General features: G+C 66.2%; 12 protein-coding genes. 10 read left to right on the top strand and 2 right to left on the bottom strand.

The window, feature by feature from the left end:
• Positions 1 to 185: 185 nt before the first annotated feature.
• From ahcY to trxA, 8 genes are all read left to right on the top strand, one after another.
• A complete protein-coding gene (gene ahcY / locus ACLBKT_RS06955) occupies positions 186 to 1,610 on the top strand; it encodes an adenosylhomocysteinase (RefSeq protein ID WP_410182207.1) in 1,425 nt (474 codons plus the stop codon).
• A 101-nt stretch (positions 1,611 to 1,711) separates the two neighbouring features.
• Positions 1,712 to 4,072, top strand: a complete 2,361-nt coding sequence (locus ACLBKT_RS06950; protein ID WP_410182206.1) for a PAS-domain containing protein — start codon at positions 1,712 to 1,714, stop codon at positions 4,070 to 4,072.
• Positions 4,069 to 4,533 carry a tRNA (adenosine(37)-N6)-threonylcarbamoyltransferase complex ATPase subunit type 1 TsaE gene (gene tsaE, locus ACLBKT_RS06945; protein ID WP_410182205.1) on the top strand — a complete coding sequence of 155 codons (465 nt, stop codon included), beginning with the start codon at positions 4,069 to 4,071 and terminating at the stop codon, positions 4,531 to 4,533. The genes ACLBKT_RS06950 and tsaE overlap by 4 nt, the downstream gene beginning before the upstream one ends.
• On the top strand, positions 4,530 to 5,519 hold the full coding sequence (locus ACLBKT_RS06940; protein WP_410182204.1) for an aminoglycoside phosphotransferase family protein: 990 nt from the start codon (positions 4,530 to 4,532) through the stop codon (positions 5,517 to 5,519). The genes tsaE and ACLBKT_RS06940 overlap by 4 nt, the downstream gene beginning before the upstream one ends.
• Positions 5,516 to 6,232: a nucleotidyltransferase family protein gene (locus ACLBKT_RS06935; RefSeq protein WP_410182203.1), complete on the top strand. Its 717-nt coding sequence runs from the start codon at positions 5,516 to 5,518 to the stop codon at positions 6,230 to 6,232. Before ACLBKT_RS06940 ends, ACLBKT_RS06935 begins: the two co-directional genes overlap by 4 nt.
• Positions 6,225 to 9,281 carry a double-strand break repair protein AddB gene (gene addB / locus ACLBKT_RS06930; RefSeq protein WP_410182202.1) on the top strand — a complete coding sequence of 1,019 codons (3,057 nt, stop codon included), beginning with the start codon at positions 6,225 to 6,227 and terminating at the stop codon, positions 9,279 to 9,281. The genes ACLBKT_RS06935 and addB overlap by 8 nt, the downstream gene beginning before the upstream one ends.
• Positions 9,278 to 12,799 carry a double-strand break repair helicase AddA gene (addA, locus tag ACLBKT_RS06925; protein ID WP_410182201.1) on the top strand — a complete coding sequence of 1,174 codons (3,522 nt, stop codon included), beginning with the start codon at positions 9,278 to 9,280 and terminating at the stop codon, positions 12,797 to 12,799. The genes addB and addA overlap by 4 nt, the downstream gene beginning before the upstream one ends.
• 70 nt (positions 12,800 to 12,869) lie before the next feature.
• Positions 12,870 to 13,190, top strand: a complete 321-nt coding sequence (gene trxA / locus ACLBKT_RS06920) for a thioredoxin (RefSeq protein WP_101793476.1) — start codon at positions 12,870 to 12,872, stop codon at positions 13,188 to 13,190.
• A 72-nt stretch (positions 13,191 to 13,262) separates the two neighbouring features.
• On the opposite strand, the gene ACLBKT_RS06915 is transcribed toward trxA, so the two are convergent.
• On the bottom strand, positions 13,263 to 14,057 hold the full coding sequence (locus tag ACLBKT_RS06915) for an inositol monophosphatase family protein (RefSeq protein WP_410183663.1): 795 nt from the start codon (positions 14,055 to 14,057) through the stop codon (positions 13,263 to 13,265).
• 2 nt (positions 14,058 to 14,059) lie between these two features.
• Complete coding sequence (argJ, locus tag ACLBKT_RS06910) at positions 14,060 to 15,286, bottom strand: bifunctional glutamate N-acetyltransferase/amino-acid acetyltransferase ArgJ (protein WP_410182200.1); 1,227 nt, start codon at positions 15,284 to 15,286, stop codon at positions 14,060 to 14,062.
• Between the two features lie 87 nt (positions 15,287 to 15,373).
• On the opposite strand from argJ, the gene ACLBKT_RS06905 reads away from it, so the two are divergent.
• Positions 15,374 to 15,649, top strand: a complete 276-nt coding sequence (locus tag ACLBKT_RS06905; RefSeq protein ID WP_410182199.1) for a hypothetical protein — start codon at positions 15,374 to 15,376, stop codon at positions 15,647 to 15,649.
• 120 nt (positions 15,650 to 15,769) lie between these two features.
• Positions 15,770 to 18,532 carry a preprotein translocase subunit SecA gene (gene secA, locus ACLBKT_RS06900; protein ID WP_410182198.1) on the top strand — a complete coding sequence of 921 codons (2,763 nt, stop codon included), beginning with the start codon at positions 15,770 to 15,772 and terminating at the stop codon, positions 18,530 to 18,532.
• Positions 18,533 to 18,565: the final 33 nt, after the last annotated feature.

Genomic DNA, 18,565 nt, shown 5'->3' with positions numbered 1-18,565 from the left:
TGTGCATCCTCATGCCTTGGTGGGGGTGTCCGGGTGTTCTATAGCGGGTGCGGGCTGGCGGGCAACAAATAGACATATAAAGATAAGTTTATATTTGCTTCACGGTGTCCATGGCGCTAGGGGCAGGGCGCATAAGCAGACCTTCGCACACCGATGTGCCGATCTGCGCCTAGGAGATTGACACAATGGCTACTCTCGCTGCCGCCCCGACCACCGAATATGTGATCAAGGACATCGCGCTGGCCCAATTCGGCCGCGACGAGATCATGATTGCCGAGACCGAGATGCCCGGCCTGATGGCGCTGCGTGAAGAATATGGCGCGGCCCAGCCGCTCAAGGGCGCGCGCATCACCGGATCGCTCCACATGACCATTCAGACGGCAGTACTGATCGAGACGCTTGTCGCTCTCGGCGCCGAAGTGCGCTGGGCGACCTGCAACATCTTCTCGACCCAGGACCACGCCGCCGCCGCGATCGCCGCGCGCGGGATTCCGGTCTTCGCCATCAAGGGCGAAACGCTGGCCGATTACTGGGACTATGTGGGCCGCATCTTCGACTGGTCGAGCGAAGCCGACCCCGACCTCACCTGCAACATGATCCTCGATGATGGCGGCGATGCCACCATGTTCGCGCTGTGGGGCGCACGCCTTGAAGCGGGCGAGGAAATGGGCGAGCCGACCAACGCGGAAGAAATCGAATTCCAGCGCGCGCTCAAGGCCTTCGTTGCTGCGAAGCCCGGCTACCTCACCAAGACAGTGAAGGCGATCAAGGGCGTCTCGGAAGAGACCACCACGGGCGTCATGCGCCTCTACCAGATCGCCAAGCAGGGCAAGCTCCCGTTCCCGGCGATCAACGTGAACGATTCGGTCACCAAGTCGAAGTTCGACAACCTCTACGGCTGCAAGGAATCGCTGGTCGACGCGATCCGCCGCGCGACCGATGTGATGCTCGCCGGCAAGGTCGCCTGCGTTGCCGGTTACGGCGATGTCGGCAAGGGTTCGGCGGCCTCGCTGCGTGACGGCGGCGCCCGCGTCATGGTCACTGAAATCGACCCGATCTGCGCCCTCCAGGCCGCCATGGACGGCTTTGAAGTCGTCACCATGGAAGACGCCGTGAAGCGCGCCGACATCTTCGTCACCGCCACCGGCAATGAAGACGTCATCACCGCCGAACACATGCAGGCGATGAAGCCGATGGCGATCGTCTGCAACATCGGCCACTTCGACAGCGAGATCCAGATCTCGGCCCTTTCGAACTACGAGTGGAAGGAAATCAAGGAAGGCACCGACCTCGTGACCTTCCCCGATGGCAAGTCGATCATCGTGCTCGCCAAGGGCCGCCTCGTGAACCTCGGCTGCGCCACCGGCCACCCGAGCTTCGTGATGAGCGCGAGCTTCACCAACCAGACCCTCGCCCAGATCGAACTGTTCACCAAGGCCGAGCAGTACGAGAACGACGTCTACGTGCTGCCCAAGCACCTCGACGAGAAGGTCGCCGCGCTCCACCTCGCCAAGCTCGGGGTGCAGCTGACCCAGCTCAGCCAGAAGCAGGCGAGCTACATCGGCGTGCCGCAGGCCGGCCCGTTCAAGCCGGACCATTACCGCTACTAAGCCACGCAATCCGCCCGCCTCGCCCCGTTTTGTCACGGGGCTGGGGGCGGGCGGACTGTCACCCGTTGCACTCCCGCGCGCACGCGCATAGCGGTTGAGCGATGGACCTCTCGCCCCTTTCCTTGGTGCTGATCGCGCTCGTGCTTGCCGCCTGGGCGGTGGGTGCGGCGATTGTGGTGCTGCGCGCGAACCAGAGCGTCAAGCGCGCCAAGGCGATGCGCACCAGCCTCAAGCGGATGCAGACGCTGCTGGATGTCGCCCCGGCGCTGCCCTTGCTGGTTCGGGTCGATGGGCGGATCGAGGCGCCGGAAAAGCTGGCCCGGATGTTGGGCCTGCCAGCAATGCCCAAATATCTCAGCGAACTCGCCACGCCAGCGGGCAATCCCACGGGCGGTGGACTGGCGCAGGCACAGCTCGATCAGCTGTGGTCCCGGATCCAGACGACTCAGAAGAGCGCTGCGCCGTTCCGCATGGCGATCAACCTGCCGGGCGCGCAACGCAGCCTTGCGCTCTACGGGACGCTCGCCGATCCGCAGGTCTCGCCTGGCGGGGCCGCGCTGGTGTGGGTGTTCGACTTTACCGAGAGCCATACCGAGATGGCCCGCCTGCGCGCCGCTGCTGCGCGGGCGACCGGGGATTTCGCCGCCTTGGTCGGACTGATCGAAGCGGCGCCTATGCCAATGTGGTTCCGCGGTTCCGACCTTACCCTCCAGCTCGTCAATCAGGCCTATGTCGATGCGGTTGGCGCAATGACGGCGGCCGAGGTGGTGCAGAACCAGATCGAATTGCTTGAGGCCGAGGAGGGACGCTCTCCCGCCGATATCGCCCGCGCCACGCTGACCAGTCAGGCCAAGTCGGAGCGGATCATCGCCGCCACGATCCATGGCGCGCGCCGCACGCTTCGGGTCAGCGATCTTCCGCTCGGGCTGGAGGGGGTGGCAGGCTACGCCATCGACATCGAGGAGCAGCAGCAGGTTGCGCGCGAGTTCCGCGCCTTCCGCGATGCGCAGCGCGCGCTGCTCGACCAGCTTTCGGTCGGCGTTGCCCTGTTTGACGGTGAAGAGCGCCTGACCTTCGCCAACCGTCCGTTCCGTCGCCTGTTCAGTCTGACCGAGGAAGCGATCGAGGCCCACACCCCGTTTCAGCGCTTCCTCGCCGAGGCGCGCGAGCGCGGTCGCACGCCGGAAGTGCGCGATTTCCCCGAGTGGCGGCGCGAGCGCACCGGGTGGTTCGGGATGCAGGATACGCAGGAAGAAGCCTGGCCGCTGCCGGGGGGGACGCACTTGCGCGTTGTCGCCCAGCCGATGCCGGATGGCGGCCTCATCCTGATCACTGAGGATCGCACCGAAAGCCTCGCTCTCTCCGCCGTGCGTGACACTTTGCTGCGCACCCGCACTGCGACATTGGACAGCCTCTTCGAAGCCTTGGCGATCTTCGCGCCCGATGGCTCGGTGCAGCTGTGGAACCGTAGCTTCGCGGGAACGTGGGGTCTCACGACCGAACTGCTCGATCTGCATCCCAGCGCCGATGAACTGCTCAGCGCAATCGGGCGCAATCTGGTGAACCCGGAAGAAGCGGGGTTGATCGGGGCCGCCGTGCGCGCGGCGACGCTCGACCGGCGCGAGAAGGGCGGGCAGGTTGATCTGGCCGACGGCCGCACGCTGCGCTTTGCCGGCATACCGCTGCCGGATGGCAATGGCTTGCTGACCGTGCTCGACATCACCGCGTCGCAAAAGGCCGAACAGGCCCTGCGCGAACGGGCTGAGGCGCTGGAGGAGGCTGACGCGGTCAAGGCCAAGTTCCTCGCCAATATGAGCTACGAGTTCCGCACGCCGCTCACCACCATCGGCGGCTATGCCGAACTGCTGAAAAGCGGCGCGGCGGCTGACCCGCAAGCGGCGGGCGAATATGTCGATGCGATCCTGAGCGCGGTCGAACGCCTGACAGAGCAGGTCGAAAACGTGCTTGACCTGTCGCAAAGCGAGGCGGGATTGCTGCCCATCCGCAAGGAACGCCTCGATCTGCTCGATTTCCTCACCACGCTGGTGCGCGAGCGTGAGGGCGCGATTGTCGCGGCCGGGCTGAGCCTCGATCTCAAGGGCCGCCGCGGCCGGGTGATTGAGGCCGATCCGCGCCAGATGGGCCGGGCGATCGGCAACCTCATCGACAATGCCGTGGTGGGCACGCCGGAAGGCGGCCGCATCGTGATCGAAATCCGCCGGGCACCCGAAGGCACGGAGTGGGGAGTGGAGATCAGCATCGCCGATAACGGCCGGGGGATGACCTCGAAGGAACTTGCCCGCGCGCAGGGCGGGGTGAAATCCGCGGGCGAGGGCGCACCGGAACGCCGCACCGGGCTTGGCATCCCGCTCGCTCGGCAGCTGATCGCCGCGCATGACGGGTCGCTTGAGATCGTCAGCCGCAAAGGCGCGGGCACCACGGCGACGATCCGTCTGCCGTGACCGAAACCCAGTCCAGCCTCCCCGACCTGCCGTCCATGGCCACCTACGGCGCAGCGATTGCCGCGCGGCTTCGCGCGGGCGATGTGGTGGCGCTGACCGGCGGATTGGGGGCGGGCAAGACGACACTGGCGCGCGCCATACTGGCGGGTCTGGGGCATGAAGGTGAGGTGCCGTCGCCGACCTTCACCATCATCGAGACGTACGATTCGCCCCCGCTCCGGCTTGCGGCGGTGCATGCGGATTTCTATCGGCTTGAAGACCCCGCCGAACTCGCTGAAATCGGCCTCGATGATTATCGCGAGGGTGCGGTGCTGCTGGCGGAGTGGCCGGATCACGCGGGCGGCTTCGCCCATGAACCGGGATGCCTGTCGATCACGCTGGAACCGGTAGGAGAAAGCGGGGAAGGCGGGCGGATTGCGATTGCCCGCGGCGGGGCGGATTGGGTAGGGCGGATGCCATGACCGCGCTTCCCCAAGGCCTTGCCGAATTCGTCGCCCACGCCGGATGGGAGGGCGCGGACATCGACCCGCTGCCGGGGGATGCCTCGTTCAGGCGGTATTTCCGGCTCAGCCGGGCCAGCGGCGAATCGGCCATGCTGATGCATGCCCCTCCGCCGCACGAAGACCCCGCGCCGTTCCTTCACGTTGCCCATTGGCTCAACGCCCACGGGATGCGCGGCCCCGCGATCCTGGCCGAAGATGCGGGTGAGGGCTGGGTGCTGACCGAGGATTTCGGCAATGACCGGATGCGCGACTGGCTCGATTGTAACCCCGCGGATGAGCGCGCCGCTTATGAAGCCGCGGTCGAAGCGCTGGCCGCGCTCCACCGCCTGCCGCCGGGGCCGTTTCCGGCTTACGACATGGCGGTCTATGCGCGCGAGGCGGCGCTGTTGACCGAGTGGTATTGCCCCGCGCAGGGTCTTGCGGTGGACGCAGTGGGCTATGCCGCCGCATGGGAAGAAGCCCTCGCACCGTTGCTCGTCCGCCAGAACCCCGGTGTGACGGTGCTGCGCGACTATCATGCCGAGAACATCATGCTGCTGGGCGGCAAGGCGACCGCGCCGCAGGGGCTGATCGACTTTCAGGACGCCCTGGTGGGACACCCGGCCTATGACCTCGTCTCGCTTTTGCAGGACGCGCGGCGGGATGTGCCCGAGGCGCTGGAGGCGGCGATGCTGACGCATTACTGCGCAGCAGCGGGCGTCAGCGGCGATGATTTCCTCGCCGACTACGCCCGGCTTGGCGCGCAGCGGAATGCCAAGATCGTTGGTATCTTCACCCGGCTCGACCGGCGTGACGGCAAGCCCAAATACCTCGCGATGATCCCGCGCGTCTGGGCGGCGATGGAGCGCGATCTGGCGCATCCCGCGCTGGCTCCCGTGGCGCGCTGGTTCGATGCCAATATCCCGACCGATCTGCGTGCTGCGAATGGCGCTTTCGCCGCATGAACAGGCTCGCATCCGACACCGCGATGATCCTCGCCGCTGGCCTGGGCAAGCGGATGCGGCCGCTCACGGCGACCCAACCCAAACCGTTGGTGCGCGTGGCGGGCAAGGCGCTGATCGACCACGCGCTTGATCGGCTCGCCGAGGCGGGCGTGGCCAAGGCGGTGGTGAACGTCCACTATCTCGCCGATGCGCTCGAAGCCCATGTGCTCGCGCGCGCCGTGCCCAAGGTGATCGTTTCGGACGAACGCGCGCAACTGCTCGAAACCGGGGGCGGGATGGTAAAGGCGCTCGGCCAACTGCCCAATCCGTTCTTCGCGCTCAACGCCGACAATATCTGGCTGGATGGCCCCAAGAGCGCGTTTCACGACCTGTCGCGGCGCTGGGATCCTGCGGCCATGGATGCGCTGTTGCTGGTGGTGCCGCACGCGCGCGCGGCCAATTTCAACGGCACAGGCGATTTTCATATGGACCCGCTCGGTCGTCTCTCGCGCCGTCGTGATGGACGGATTGCGCCGTTCATCTACACCGGGATCCAGCTGGTCAGCCATCGACTGATGCGCGACGCACCCGAGGGACCGTTTTCGACCAACATCCTCTGGAACCGGGCGATGGCTGAGGGGCGGCTGTACGGTCTCAGTTTCACCGGGCTGTGGTTCGAAGTCGGCACGCCGCAAGCCATCCGCCCGACCGAGGAGGCGCTGCTGGGTGGCTGAACCGCGCCACATCGGCCCGCAGGTCTATTCCATCGCCGCGCACCGCGGCTTTGCCGATGCGCTGGTGGCAGGGCTGGTGCCGCGATACCGCGAGCCGGGTTTCGGGCTGGCGCGTCTCACCCTTCTGGTGCCATCGAGCCGTGCCGCGCGTACCCTGTCAGAGGCTTTCATCCGTCACGCGGGGGAAACGGGCGAGGGCGGCCTGCTGATGCCGCGCATGATCGCGGTGGGCGATCTCGATCTGGATGAAAAGCTGGGCGCGGCGCTCGATCCCTTGGGGGCGGCGGATATTCCTCCGGCCTGCGATCCGGTGGCGCGCTGGCTGATGCTCGACCGGCTGATTGCTGAGGAGCGCGAAGCCGAGGGGATGGAGCCGCTCCCGGGCCGCGCGCGGCTCAACCTCGCGCGCGAGATGGCGCGGACGATGGACCGGCTGCTGGTCGAGGAAAAGACTTTCGATGACTTGCTGGGAGAAGCGGTTCGCGACAGTCTCGCCAATCTGGCGAGCCATTGGGAAAGGTCGATCCGTCTTTTCGCGCGGGTCAATACGAGCTGGCAGGTGGAACTGGCGGAGCGCGGCGAAGTCGATGCCGCCACCCGTCGCAATCTGCTGTTCGACCGGGCCGCCCGCCGCTGGCGCGAGACCCCGCCGCCGCATCCGATTGTCGCGGCCGGGGTGACAAGCGCTGCGCCTGCGCTCGCGCGGTTGCTCAAGGTGGTGGCGGAACTGCCCGAAGGTGCGGTGATCCTGCCGGACCTCGATCTGGCGATGGACGACGCGGCATGGGCGGAGCTTGGCCTTGCCGGCGCTTCCGAGGAGCCCGGCGGGCCGGTTTTCGCTTCGGGCGATGCGCTCAGCCATCCGCAATATCATCTGAAACTGCTGCTGAACCGCATGGGCGTGAACCGCGCCGAAGTGCAGCCGTGGCACCGGCGCGGCATGGCAGCGGCGGAACCTTCGCGCAGCCGGGCAATTTCTTCGCTGTTCTTGCCCCCGCAGGCGAGTCGGGCGTGGATCAAACTTGATGCTGATCGGCGGCGGCTGTCAGGCGTGCGGCTGCTTGCCAGCGCGACGATCGAGGAAGAGGCACAGGCCATCGCGCTGCTGGTGCGTGAGGCCCTGGAGCAAACGGAAAAGCGCATCGCCGTGATCACCGCCAACCGCGGCTTGGCGCGGCGGGTGGCGCAGCATTGCGAGCGTTGGAACATCGCGGCAGACGACACGGCGGGTCGCCCTCTGGCGCTGACCCCGGCGGGGCGGTTGTTCGGCTTGCTGGCAGAGGTCGCGGCGAACGGTCCCGATCCGGCCAATCTTGTCGCCGCTTTCGGGCATCCCATGGTGCGCGGACACGATGGTGAGGCGCGGCGCGATTGGCTCAAGGGCCTGCGTGCTTTTGATCGCCGCTTGCGTGGGCCCGCGCCTGCGCCCGGCATGGAGCCCTTGCGAAAGGCCGCTGCCGAAGCAGAGGTCGCCGCGTGGTGGAGCGAAGCGGAAGCCTTGCTCGCGCCGCTGCTCGATTGGCCGCGCGAGATTGCCTTGGCCCAAGCGCTGACCCGGCTCGCGGACGCGGCCGAGGGCTTCGCCCTGACGCAGGTGTGGGAGCGCGAAGATGGGCGCGCGCTCGGCTCCATGATCGACGATTTGCGCGGGCAGGCCGAAGCGGCAGGCACTGTGATCGAGACGGCCGATCTGGCCGGGATCTTGCGCGATGCGATGGAGGCGGTTGCGGTGCGTCCCGGCTATGGCGGGCACCCGCGCGTGGCGATCTATGGCTTGCTCGAAGCGCGTATGGCGCGGGCCGATCTGGTGATCTGTGGAGGGCTGAACGAAGGGTCATGGCCGCAGCCGCCCGGAGCCGACGCGTTGCTGGCACCTGCGATCCTGCGCGCGCTGGGCGTACCGGGCGCGGAGTTTCGCATCGGCCTCGCCGCGCATGACCTCGCGGGCGCGATGGGCGCGCCGGAGGTGGTGCTCAGCCGGAGTCTGCGCGATGCCGAGGGGCCGACGCTGCCCTCGCGCTTCGTGCTGCGGGTCGAGGCACTGCTCGGCGATGATCTGGACAAGGAGCACCGCGAGCGCACCATTCCGGCGCTGCTGCCGCATCTCGACCGGTTGCGCCCGGCCGCGCCTGAATATCCGCGCCCCGCGCCCAATCCGTCGCCCGCTCTGCGCAACGTGCCGATCAAAGTGACCGCACTCGACCGGCTGCTGGGCGATCCTTACCAGTTCTACGCGCAGGCGATCCTCGATCTGCGCCAGCTGCAACCGCTCGCCGCCGATCCGTTCAGCGATCCGGCCCTGCGCGGCACCTTGGTGCACGATCTGCTCGACACATGGCACAGGGCGAAGGCGAGCGATCCGGGCCTTGCGCTTGCACCCTTTGCTGCCGCTTATTTTGCGCGCGAGCGCGTGCATCCCCTGTTCCGCGCGCTGTGGCAGCCGCGTCTGATTGCCGCGCTCGAGCGCTTCGAGGGCTGGATCGAAGCGGACGCTTCCGAGAAGGGCCGCATCGTGCTCGCCACCGAGATTTCGGGCGAGATGGAGGTCGACGGCGTCAAGGTGCAGGGCCGGGCCGACCGCATCGACCGGCTTGCTGACGGGACGCTAGGGATCGTCGATTACAAGACCGGCCGGGTGCCCACCAAGGAGGAGGTGAAGGCGGGCTTCGCGCTACAACTCGGGCTCCTGGGGCTCATTGCCGAGCATGGGCGCTTTGCCGACAAGGATACGGCCAAGGTGGTGCAGGGCGCGGCGGGTGACTTCGAATATTGGTCCTTCAAGAAGGACGATGGCAGCTTCGGCAAGCGCGAAACGCCGATGAAGGTAGGGCAGGCCAAGAAGGGCCTCACGTCGGAAGAGTTCCTCCCCCATCACCGCGACAAGCTGCGCCTTGCGATTAGCGAATACATCAAAGGCCGCACGCCGTTCCGGGCGCGCGAGAACCCCGATTACAAGGGCTACACCGATTACGACCAGCTGATGCGCCTCGAGGAATGGCTGGTGCGCCTCACCGAGACAGCGACTGCCGACAAGGACGGCGCGTCATGAGCGGCGGAAATGGTCTTGTCTTCCCGTTGATGGACAACCAGCTGCTCGCCGCGGACCCGGAAGACAATGTTTGGCTTTCAGCCTCGGCGGGGACGGGCAAGACGCAGGTGCTCTCCGCCCGGGTGCTGCGTCTGCTGCTGCGCGAGGATGTCGCGCCGTCGCAAATCCTGTGCCTGACTTTCACCAAGGCGGGCGCGGCCGAAATGGCGAACCGGATCAACGCGGTGCTGGCGCGCTGGGTGCGGCTGCCGGAGACTGTGCTGTTCAAGGAACTGGGCTTCCTTGGTGCCCCGCAAGACGATACCACCCGTGACCGCGCCCGGAGCCTGTTTGCGAGTGTGCTCGATTGCCCCGGCGGCGGCCTCAGGATCGACACGATCCATGCCTTTGCGCAATTCCTGATTGGCAACTTCCCCGAGGAGGCGAACCTCGCCCCAGGCACGCGGGTGATGGACGACCGCAGCCGCGAACTCCTCGCGCGGGAGGTGCTGTCCGACTTGTTCGAGGAGGCCGAGCGTACGCATGATGTGCGGGTGCTCGACGGGATCGAATTGTTCACGAAGCGCAAGGACCCGGCAGCGCTCCACAAGTGGCTGATGCGCGCCGCCGATGCCCACGAGATGTGGGCAGGGCCGGGCAGTTGGCAATCGCCGATGGCCGGACGCGTGCGTCAGACACTCGGCATTCCCTCCGACGCGGACGAAGCCTGGGCGAGCGAGCCGCTGCATCCCGATATCTTCCCTGATGACGCGCTGCTCGGCATTCTTGCGGCGCTGCGGCAGTGGGGCAAGGCGTCGGGAGACAAGGCAATCGCCGGTATCGAACGCTGGCTGCGGCTCGAACACTTTGAGAGAGCCGGTTCAATCGACTGTCTGGTAGGCGGGGTGCTGAATGGGGACCTCCTTCCCAACGGCAACCTCAGGCACGCTGCCAAGTTCGATCCCGATTTCGTCGACCTGCAAAGAACGGTCGGCGATGCATTGGTGCTTGCAGAAGACCGCCGCTCACTCCTTGCCTGCGCCGAAATCGTAACGTCGGCGCTGGAAATCGGGCGTGCCTTTGCGCTCAAGTGGGAGGCCCGCAAGGCGCGGGAAGGGCTGCTCGATTTCTCCGACCTGATCCGCAAGGCGGCCGCCTTGCTCGACCAATCTGAAGCGGCGGATTGGATCCGCTACAAGCTCGATCGCCACTTCGACCACATCCTGATCGACGAAGCGCAAGACACCAACCGCAGCCAGTGGGACATCGTCGAAGCGCTGATCGATGACTTCTTCAGCGGCGAAGGCGCACGCGGGGACAAGCTGCGCACCATCTTCACCGTGGGCGATTACAAGCAGGCGATCTTCGGCTTTCAGGGCACCAGCCCCGAGAACTTCGCCCGCGCCAAGGAGCGCGTCTTTGCCCGGATCGACGCCGCGCGCACCGGCATTCGCCAAAGCCGCATCAACCGTCGCGAGCCCGGCTGGCAGGATCTCGACCTCGGCCACTCGTTCCGCACCGCCGATATCGTGCTCGGGTTTGTCAACCGCATGATCGGGATGCTGGGCTTTGCCGAATTCGGACTGGACAAGGACCCTGCGCCCCATGTCGGCGCCCAGCGGCCCGGCCTGGTAACGCTCTGGCCCCCGGTCGCGCCCGACAAGGCCGAGGCGGAGGACGAGGAAGACGATGAGGGCGAAAATCGCGACTGGCTGCCCCGGCACGATACGCTGCTGGCGGAACGCATCGCCAATCAGGTGCAGCGCTGGCTGACCGATGATCCCTTTGTCCTCGCCAAGGGCACCCGGCGCCATGCACAGGCGGGCGACATCATGGTGCTGGTGCGACAGCGCAAGGAGCTCGCCGCGCAGATCGTCGCCAAGCTCTATGCGCGCGGCGTGCCGGTGGCGGGGGTCGATCGGCTGCGGCTCGGTGCGCCGCTGGCGGTCAAGGATGTGCTCGCCGCCTTGCGCTTCGCCGCGCAGCCGCAGGACGATCTGAGCCTCGCCAATCTGCTCGCTTCGCCGCTGGTGGGCTGGAGCCAGGATGACATCCTCGCCTACGTGCCGCGGCCCGGAAAAGTGCGGCTGTGGGATCATCTGAAGCGGAGCGACGCACCGCCTGATGTCGCGCCCACGGCCGAGAAGCTGAGAGACCTACTGCGCCGCGCTGATTACCAGACCCCGCAGGCGTTGATCGCGTGGCTGCTGACCGGCCCGTGGCAGGGCCGCGCCCGGCTGGTCGAGCGACTCGGGGCCGAGGCGAACGATCCGCTCGACGAACTGATCAACGCCGCCTTCGCCTATGAAGCCGAGTATTGGCCGAGCCTGTCGGGCTTTCTCGCCTGGTTCGATGCCGGGACGGGTGATCTGAAGCGCGATTCCGACAGCGCCTCCGGGCAGGTGCGGGTGATGACCGTGCACGGGTCCAAGGGGCTTCAGGCGCCGATCGTGATCCTTGCTGATGCCACCGGCGCGCCGGGGGAGGCGGGTGATCTGGCGTTGGAGGATGATCTGCTCGGCCAGATGGGTGATCGCAAGCGCACCGTGCCGCTCCCTCCGCTCGGCAAGGACGAGAAGCGGGGCCGGATCGCCGAGGCCGAGGACGCCAAGAAAGCAGCGGTTTTGCAGGAGCACTGGCGCTTGCTCTATGTGGCGCTGACCCGGGCGGAGGAGGCGCTGTTCATCGGCGGGTCGCTCAACAAGAACGAGGCGAAGAAGGGCGTGCCGCACGCCGATAGCTGGTACGCCCGCCTCGCGCCGCTGTTCGAAGGTGAGGAGCTCAGCGATCCGATCTGGGTGTGGCGCAAGGAGTGGGGTGAGCGGGCCGAGCCGCTGGTGCCGGAGGATGCCAATACCGAGGCCGCCGTCCCGCCCGCACTGCCGCGCTGGGTGACCACACCGATTGGCCCCGAACCGCGCCCACCGCGCCCGTTGGCCCCGTCGAACGTGGGTGAGGATGGCGGGGCCGCACCGCCGCTGCCGCCTGAAGCCGCGCGCCATGCGGCCCGGCGCGGGAGCCTGATCCACACGCTGCTCGAACGCCTGCCCGATGTCGCGGTGGCGGACCGCGAAGCTGAGGCGCGCGGGTGGCTGCAACGGCAGGCGGGCGATCTCGACATTGCGCTTCGGGATGAGCTGCTGGGTTCCGCGCTGGCCGTTCTCGATCACCCGCAGTTCGCTGCGATCTTCTCCCCGCAAGCGCTCGCCGAAGTGCCGCTCGCCGCGACGGTCGAGGGCGTGGTCGTGGCCGGCACGGTTGACCGGCTGCTGATCGAGCAGACCCGCATCACGGTGGTCGATTTCAAGACAACCCGCCGACCGCCGTCCACCGCTGACGCCATCCCGGTGGCAACCCTCAGGCAGATGGCGGCCTATGTCGCCGCGCTCGAGGTGATCTATCCCGGGCGCGAGATCCGTGCAGGTGTGCTCTATACCCATGCCCCGGTGTTGTTCGATCTGGCCCCCGCCATGCTCGCTGCGCACAAGAACGCGTTGCAGACCACGCAGCAATCCTTGTTGCCGCTCGATATTGAGTGAACAGACCTGCGCATTAGATTGCATTCCCATGACCGGCGCTCTTATGGTCGTCGGCAAAGGAGAATGCGACATGGCGACCGTCAATGTGACCGATGCAAGCTTTCAAGCCGATGTGCTGGACAGCGACACCCCCGTGCTGGTGGATTTTTGGGCTGATTGGTGCGGCCCCTGCAAGATGATCGCGCCCGCGCTGGAAGAGATCAGCGACGAGCTCGCCGGTCAGGTGAAGATCGCCAAGATCGACATCATGGAGAACACCGACATCGCCGCGCAGATGGGCGTGCAGTCGATCCCGCTGATGGTGCTGTTCAAGAATGGCGAAGCGGTCGCACGCAAGCTCGGTGCAGCGCCAAAGGGCCAGCTCAAGGCCTGGCTCGAAAGCGAGCTTTGATGAAGGCGTCGGCCCGGACTTGATCCGGGGCCGTCTGCGGCCAGCGATCCCGGCTTTCGGCGGGATGACGCTTCAAGCGAGCACCCGCGCGACAAATTCGTCCCAGATCGCCGGGCTGGACGCGCCGACGAGCCCCGGCTTGTCGGCCTCGTCCACCCGGTATTCGCTGCCGTCGAGCCGCGCGGCCTTGCCGCCCGCTTCGTTGAGCCACAGGATGCCCGCAGCGTGATCCCACGCCAGCGTGCGCTTGAAGCTGGACACGTCGTTTTCGCTCAGCGCGAGGCGGGGGTATTGTTCGGCGGCGCAGCGCGGGATGTCGACCAGCGTGTAGTGCGGGGCGAGTTTGGCATCGACCATCGCCGATTGTTCAGGGGTAAGGAAGATGCGGCTGACGGCGGTGACGGGCCGGTCCTGTCCGGTGGTCCGCGCCGCAATCCGCTCGCCGTTCACAAAGGCTCCTTCGCCCGCGCGGGTGTGGCAGAAGCGATCCTTGTTTGGATCATAGATCCACCCCGCGACGGCGCGGCCGGCATCGGCCAGCGCGATGATGATCCCGAACGGCTCCTTGCCTTCCGCGAAGTTCGCGGTGCCATCCAGCGGGTCGATGATCCAGCACTGGCCGGAGAGGTGATCGAGCACGCCCCTGTCCGCGTGCACCGCTTCTTCACCCACCACCGCCACGCCCGGAGCAAGCCTGGTCAGGGCTTCGGTGAGGAAGGCTTCGACCTCGCGGTCGACGATAGTGACCGGATCGTCCGCGCCCTTCATTTCGACCTCATCCGCGGCCAATTGGCGGAAGCGCGGCAGCATCGAGCGCTGCGCCGCAAACCGCATGAGATCGCGGATTTCAGCGTCGAGGGCAGACAGGCTCACGAACGATAATCCGCATTGATCGCGATGTAGCCATGCGTGAGATCGCAGGTCCACACGGCGGCGCGGCCATCGCCGAGGCCGAGATCGACCGCGATGTCGATCTCTTCGCCCTTGAGGTGCGCGGCGACCGGGGCTTCGTCATAGCCTTCGACCGGCAGGCCGTCGCGCGCGGCCCAGACCCCGCCGAACGCGATCGAGAGCCTGTCGCGGTCCGCCGGTTCGCCCGCCTTGCCGACCGCCATGACCACCCGGCCCCAGTTCGCGTCCTCACCCGCAATCGCGGTCTTCACCAGCGGTGAATTGGCGATGGCGAGGCCGACGCGGCGCGCGCTTTCGTCGCTGGCCGCGCCGCTAACGCGGATGGTGATGAATTTCGCCGCGCCTTCCCCGTCACGCACCACGAGTTGGGCCAGCTGACGGCACACATCGGCCAGCGCCGCCGCAAAGGCATCCGCACCGGGGCTGTCCCAGCTTTCGATCCGCGCATTGCCCGCCCTGGCCGTAGCGAACACCATCACCGTGTCGCTGGTCGAGGTATCGCCATCGACCGTGATGCAGCTGAAGGTTGCCGCATTGGCGCGTTCGAGCGCGTCCTGGAGGAAGGGCGCTGCGACATCGGCATCGGTGAAGATATAGCCGAGCATCGTCGCCATATCCGGCGCAATCATGCCGCTGCCCTTGATGATCCCGGCGAGTTCCACGCGGGTGTCGCCAGTCATCGCCGAGGCGCCTGCGCCCTTGGCGAAGGTATCGGTGGTGCCGATCGCGTGGGTCGCATCCTCCCATCCGCACGGCTCAGCCGCCAGCGCCGCTTCGATCCCGGCGCGGGCCTTGTCCTTCGGCAGCGGCACGCCGATCACGCCGGTTGACGACACGAACACCTCGTCCACGCCGCAGCCCAGGGCCGCGCTTACCTGCGCTTGGATCGCCTCGACCGCGTCACGTCCGCGCCAGCCGGTGAAGGCGTTGGAATTGCCCGCATTGACGATCAGCGCCCGCGCACGCCCCTGCTTCACGGCTTCGCGACCCATTTCGACTTCGTACGAGGCGCAGGCGCTCTTGGTGAAGACGCCCGCGACGCTGGTGCCCTCGGCCAGCTCGGCCAAGGTCAGGTCGCAGCGGTCCCATGTCTTGTACTGCGCACGCGCAACGCGCAGCGTGACGCCGGCGATGGGGGGCAATTCAGGAAAGGGGCGAGCGAGGGGCGAGCGTTGAATATCCATGGCAAGCGCCTCTAGGCGGGTGACGCGGCGGCGTAAATCCGCAAATCAGGTGGACGAAACGCGCGCGATTCCCTATCTATGCTTGCAATGACCCGGCGTTTTCTTGCCTTTCTGGCCCTGCTTACAGGCCTTGTCGCACTTGGCGGCCCGGCGCAGGCGTCTTTGTCTGAGGCGCTGGCGTGCGGTTCCAGCATCGCGGCTGCGGCAGGCGATGAGGCAGTTGGCGGTGAACATGTCGCGGTGCAGCCTGCACCTGCCACGATCAGCGCCACCCGCGCGGTTGAAGCGCCACTCCGCGCGCCGGCCAAGCCAGAAACGCTGCGGCTGCCGGTGCTGATGGGTATCGAACGCGCCTACGAATAGGCACGCTTTTCCGTTCCCACACTAACTCCTGCGCGCCGGGCCTGAGGGCCGCGCGCACTTTCCCCCTATCCGTTTCGGGCCCGCACGCCGGGCTGCCGTCCGCATCAAAGGTTTGTCCCTATGTTCAATAACGTCATCAAGTCGGTCTTCGGTTCGGCGAATGACCGCTACATCAAGTCCGCGCGCAAGGTCATCGCGCAGGTCAACGCGCTGGAGCCGGAGATTCAGGCGCTCACCGATGCCGAGCTCCAGGACCAGACCGTCAAGCTGCGGGCCCTGATCGACAAGGGGGCAACACTGGACGAGATCCTGCCCGAAGCCTTCGCCACAGTGCGCGAAGCCTCGGTGCGCGTGTTCGGAATGCGCCACTTCGATGTGCAGTTGATCGGCGGCCTCGTGCTCCACCGCGGCGAGATCGCCGAAATGCGCACCGGCGAGGGCAAGACGCTGATGGCGACGCTGGCGGTCTATCTCAACGCGCTTGAAGGGAAGGGCGTGCACGTCGTCACCGTCAATGATTACCTCGCCCGGCGCGACGCGGCCGAGATGGGCAAGCTTTACAACTGGCTCGGCCTCAGCGTCGGCGTGATCGTCCCGGGGATGCCCGAGGAATTCAAGCGCGACGCCTATAATGCCGACATCACTTACGGCACCAATAACGAATTCGGCTTCGATTACCTGCGCGACAACATGAAGCACGAACGTAGCGCCATGGCGCAGCGCCCGTTCAACTTTGCGATCGTGGACGAAGTGGACTCGATCCTGATCGACGAAGCCCGCACCCCGCTGATCATCTCCGGCCCGACCGAGGACAAGAGCGAGCTTTACGTCGCGCTCGATCAGGTTGCGCGCGAAATCCCGGTCGAATGGCTCGACATCGACGAGAAGACCAAGCGCGTCCAGCTCACTGAGGAAGGGATGGAAGAGGTCGAGGCGATCCTGATGGCAAAGGGCCTGCTCGCCACCGAGAATCTCTACGATACGCAGAACACGCAGGTCGTCCACCACCTCGACCAGGCGCTGGTCGCCAATTTCGCCCGCAAGCGGGACACCGATTACATCGTCAAGGATGGCAAGGTCATCATCATCGACGAATTCACCGGCCGCATGATGGACGGTCGCCGCTGGTCGAACGGTCTCCATCAGGCGGTCGAGGCCAAGGAAGGCGTGCGGATCGAACCCGAGAACCAGACGCTCGCCTCGATCACCTTCCAGAACTACTTCCGCATGTATCCCAAGCTCTCCGGCATGACCGGCACCGCGGCGACCGAAGCGGCGGAATTCTGGGACATCTACAAGGTCGGCGTGGTCGAAATTCCGACCAACCTGCCCGTCGCGCGTATCGACGAGGAGGACGAGTTCTACAAGAACACCGCCGACAAGTTCGGCGCCATCGCCCGCGCGATCAAGGAGAAGCAGGAGATCGGTCAGCCGGTGCTGGTCGGCACGGTCTCGATCGAGAAATCCGAGCTGCTCAGCCAATATCTCGACAAGGAGGGCGTCAAGCATTCGGTGCTCAACGCCCGCTTCCATGAACAGGAAGCGCATATCGTGGCGCAGGCTGGACGCTTCGGCGCCGTCACCATCGCCACCAACATGGCCGGGCGCGGGACCGACATCCAGCTTGGCGGGAATATCGAATACCGCATCCTCGACGAGCTCGCCGACATGCCCGAAGGCCCGGAGCGCGATGAAGCGATTGCCCGCATCAAGGCCGAAGTGGCTGCGGAAAAGGATCGGGTGCGGGCAGCGGGCGGCCTGTTCGTGCTCGGCACCGAACGCCACGAATCGCGCCGGATCGACAACCAGCTGCGCGGCCGTTCGGGCCGTCAGGGTGACCCGGGTCTGTCGCGCTTCTACCTGTGTCTTGAGGATGATCTGCTGCGCATCTTCGGCCCCGACACGCTGTTCTCCAAGATGATGAAATCGAACCTCGCCGATGGTGAGGCGATCGGGAGCAAGTGGCTGTCGAAGGCGATCGAGACCGCGCAGAAGAAGGTCGAGGCGCGCAACTACGACATGCGCAAGCAGGTCGTGGAATACGACGACGTGATGAACGACCAGCGCAAGGTGGTCTATGAACAGCGCTCCGAGATCATGGACAGCGAGGCGGTGGACGATGTCGTGCTCGACATGCGGCATGACACGATCAACGCCATTGTCGGCACCGCTTGCCCCCCGGGCTCCTATCCCGAACAGTGGGACGTCGCCGGCCTCAAGGCCCGCGTCGAGGAGGTGCTGGGCTTCAACCCGCCGATCGACGACTGGCTCGCCGAGGATGAGGTCGAACCTGAACTGATCGAGGAGCGGCTGCGCGAGCTGACCGACGCGATGATGGAGGAGAAGATCACCGCGTCCGATCCGGCGATCTGGCGGATTGTCGAAAAGGACGTGCTGCTGCGCCAGCTCGATCACCACTGGAAGGAGCACCTCTCCACACTCGATGCGCTGCGTCAGGTGATCTGGATGCGCGGCATCGCGCAGAAGCAGCCGATCAACGAATACAAGCAGGAAGCCTTCGCCCTGTTCGAGACGATGCTCGAAACCCTGCGCGAGGAAGTGACCAAGATCCTATTCCGCTCCCAGCTGCGGGTCGAACAGCCGCCGGTTCAGGCGCTGCCCGATCTGCCCGACTTCCTCACCGGCCACATTGATCCCTTCACCGGGATGGACAATTCGGACGACGGGGACGGGTCGGAACTGCGGCCTGAACTGTTTGGCTCGCTTGCCGGAAGCCCGGGCGCGGCAACCGGGCCGGGCGGGGCGAACACCGACAACCCCTTCGCCAATCTCGACATCAGCCGCAATGCGCCGTGCCCCTGTGGCTCGGGCAAAAAGTACAAGCATTGCCACGGTGCCATCGCTGCGGCGCCGCTCGTCTGACGGACGCGCGCAGGCTTAGGCGGGACGAGGGGG

Source organism: Erythrobacter sp. W302b, from assembly GCF_046452395.1.
Taxonomy (GTDB): Bacteria; Pseudomonadota; Alphaproteobacteria; order Sphingomonadales; family Sphingomonadaceae; genus Erythrobacter.
Note: the sequence above shows the minus strand (reverse complement) of the source record. Positions and strands in the feature narration are given on the sequence as shown.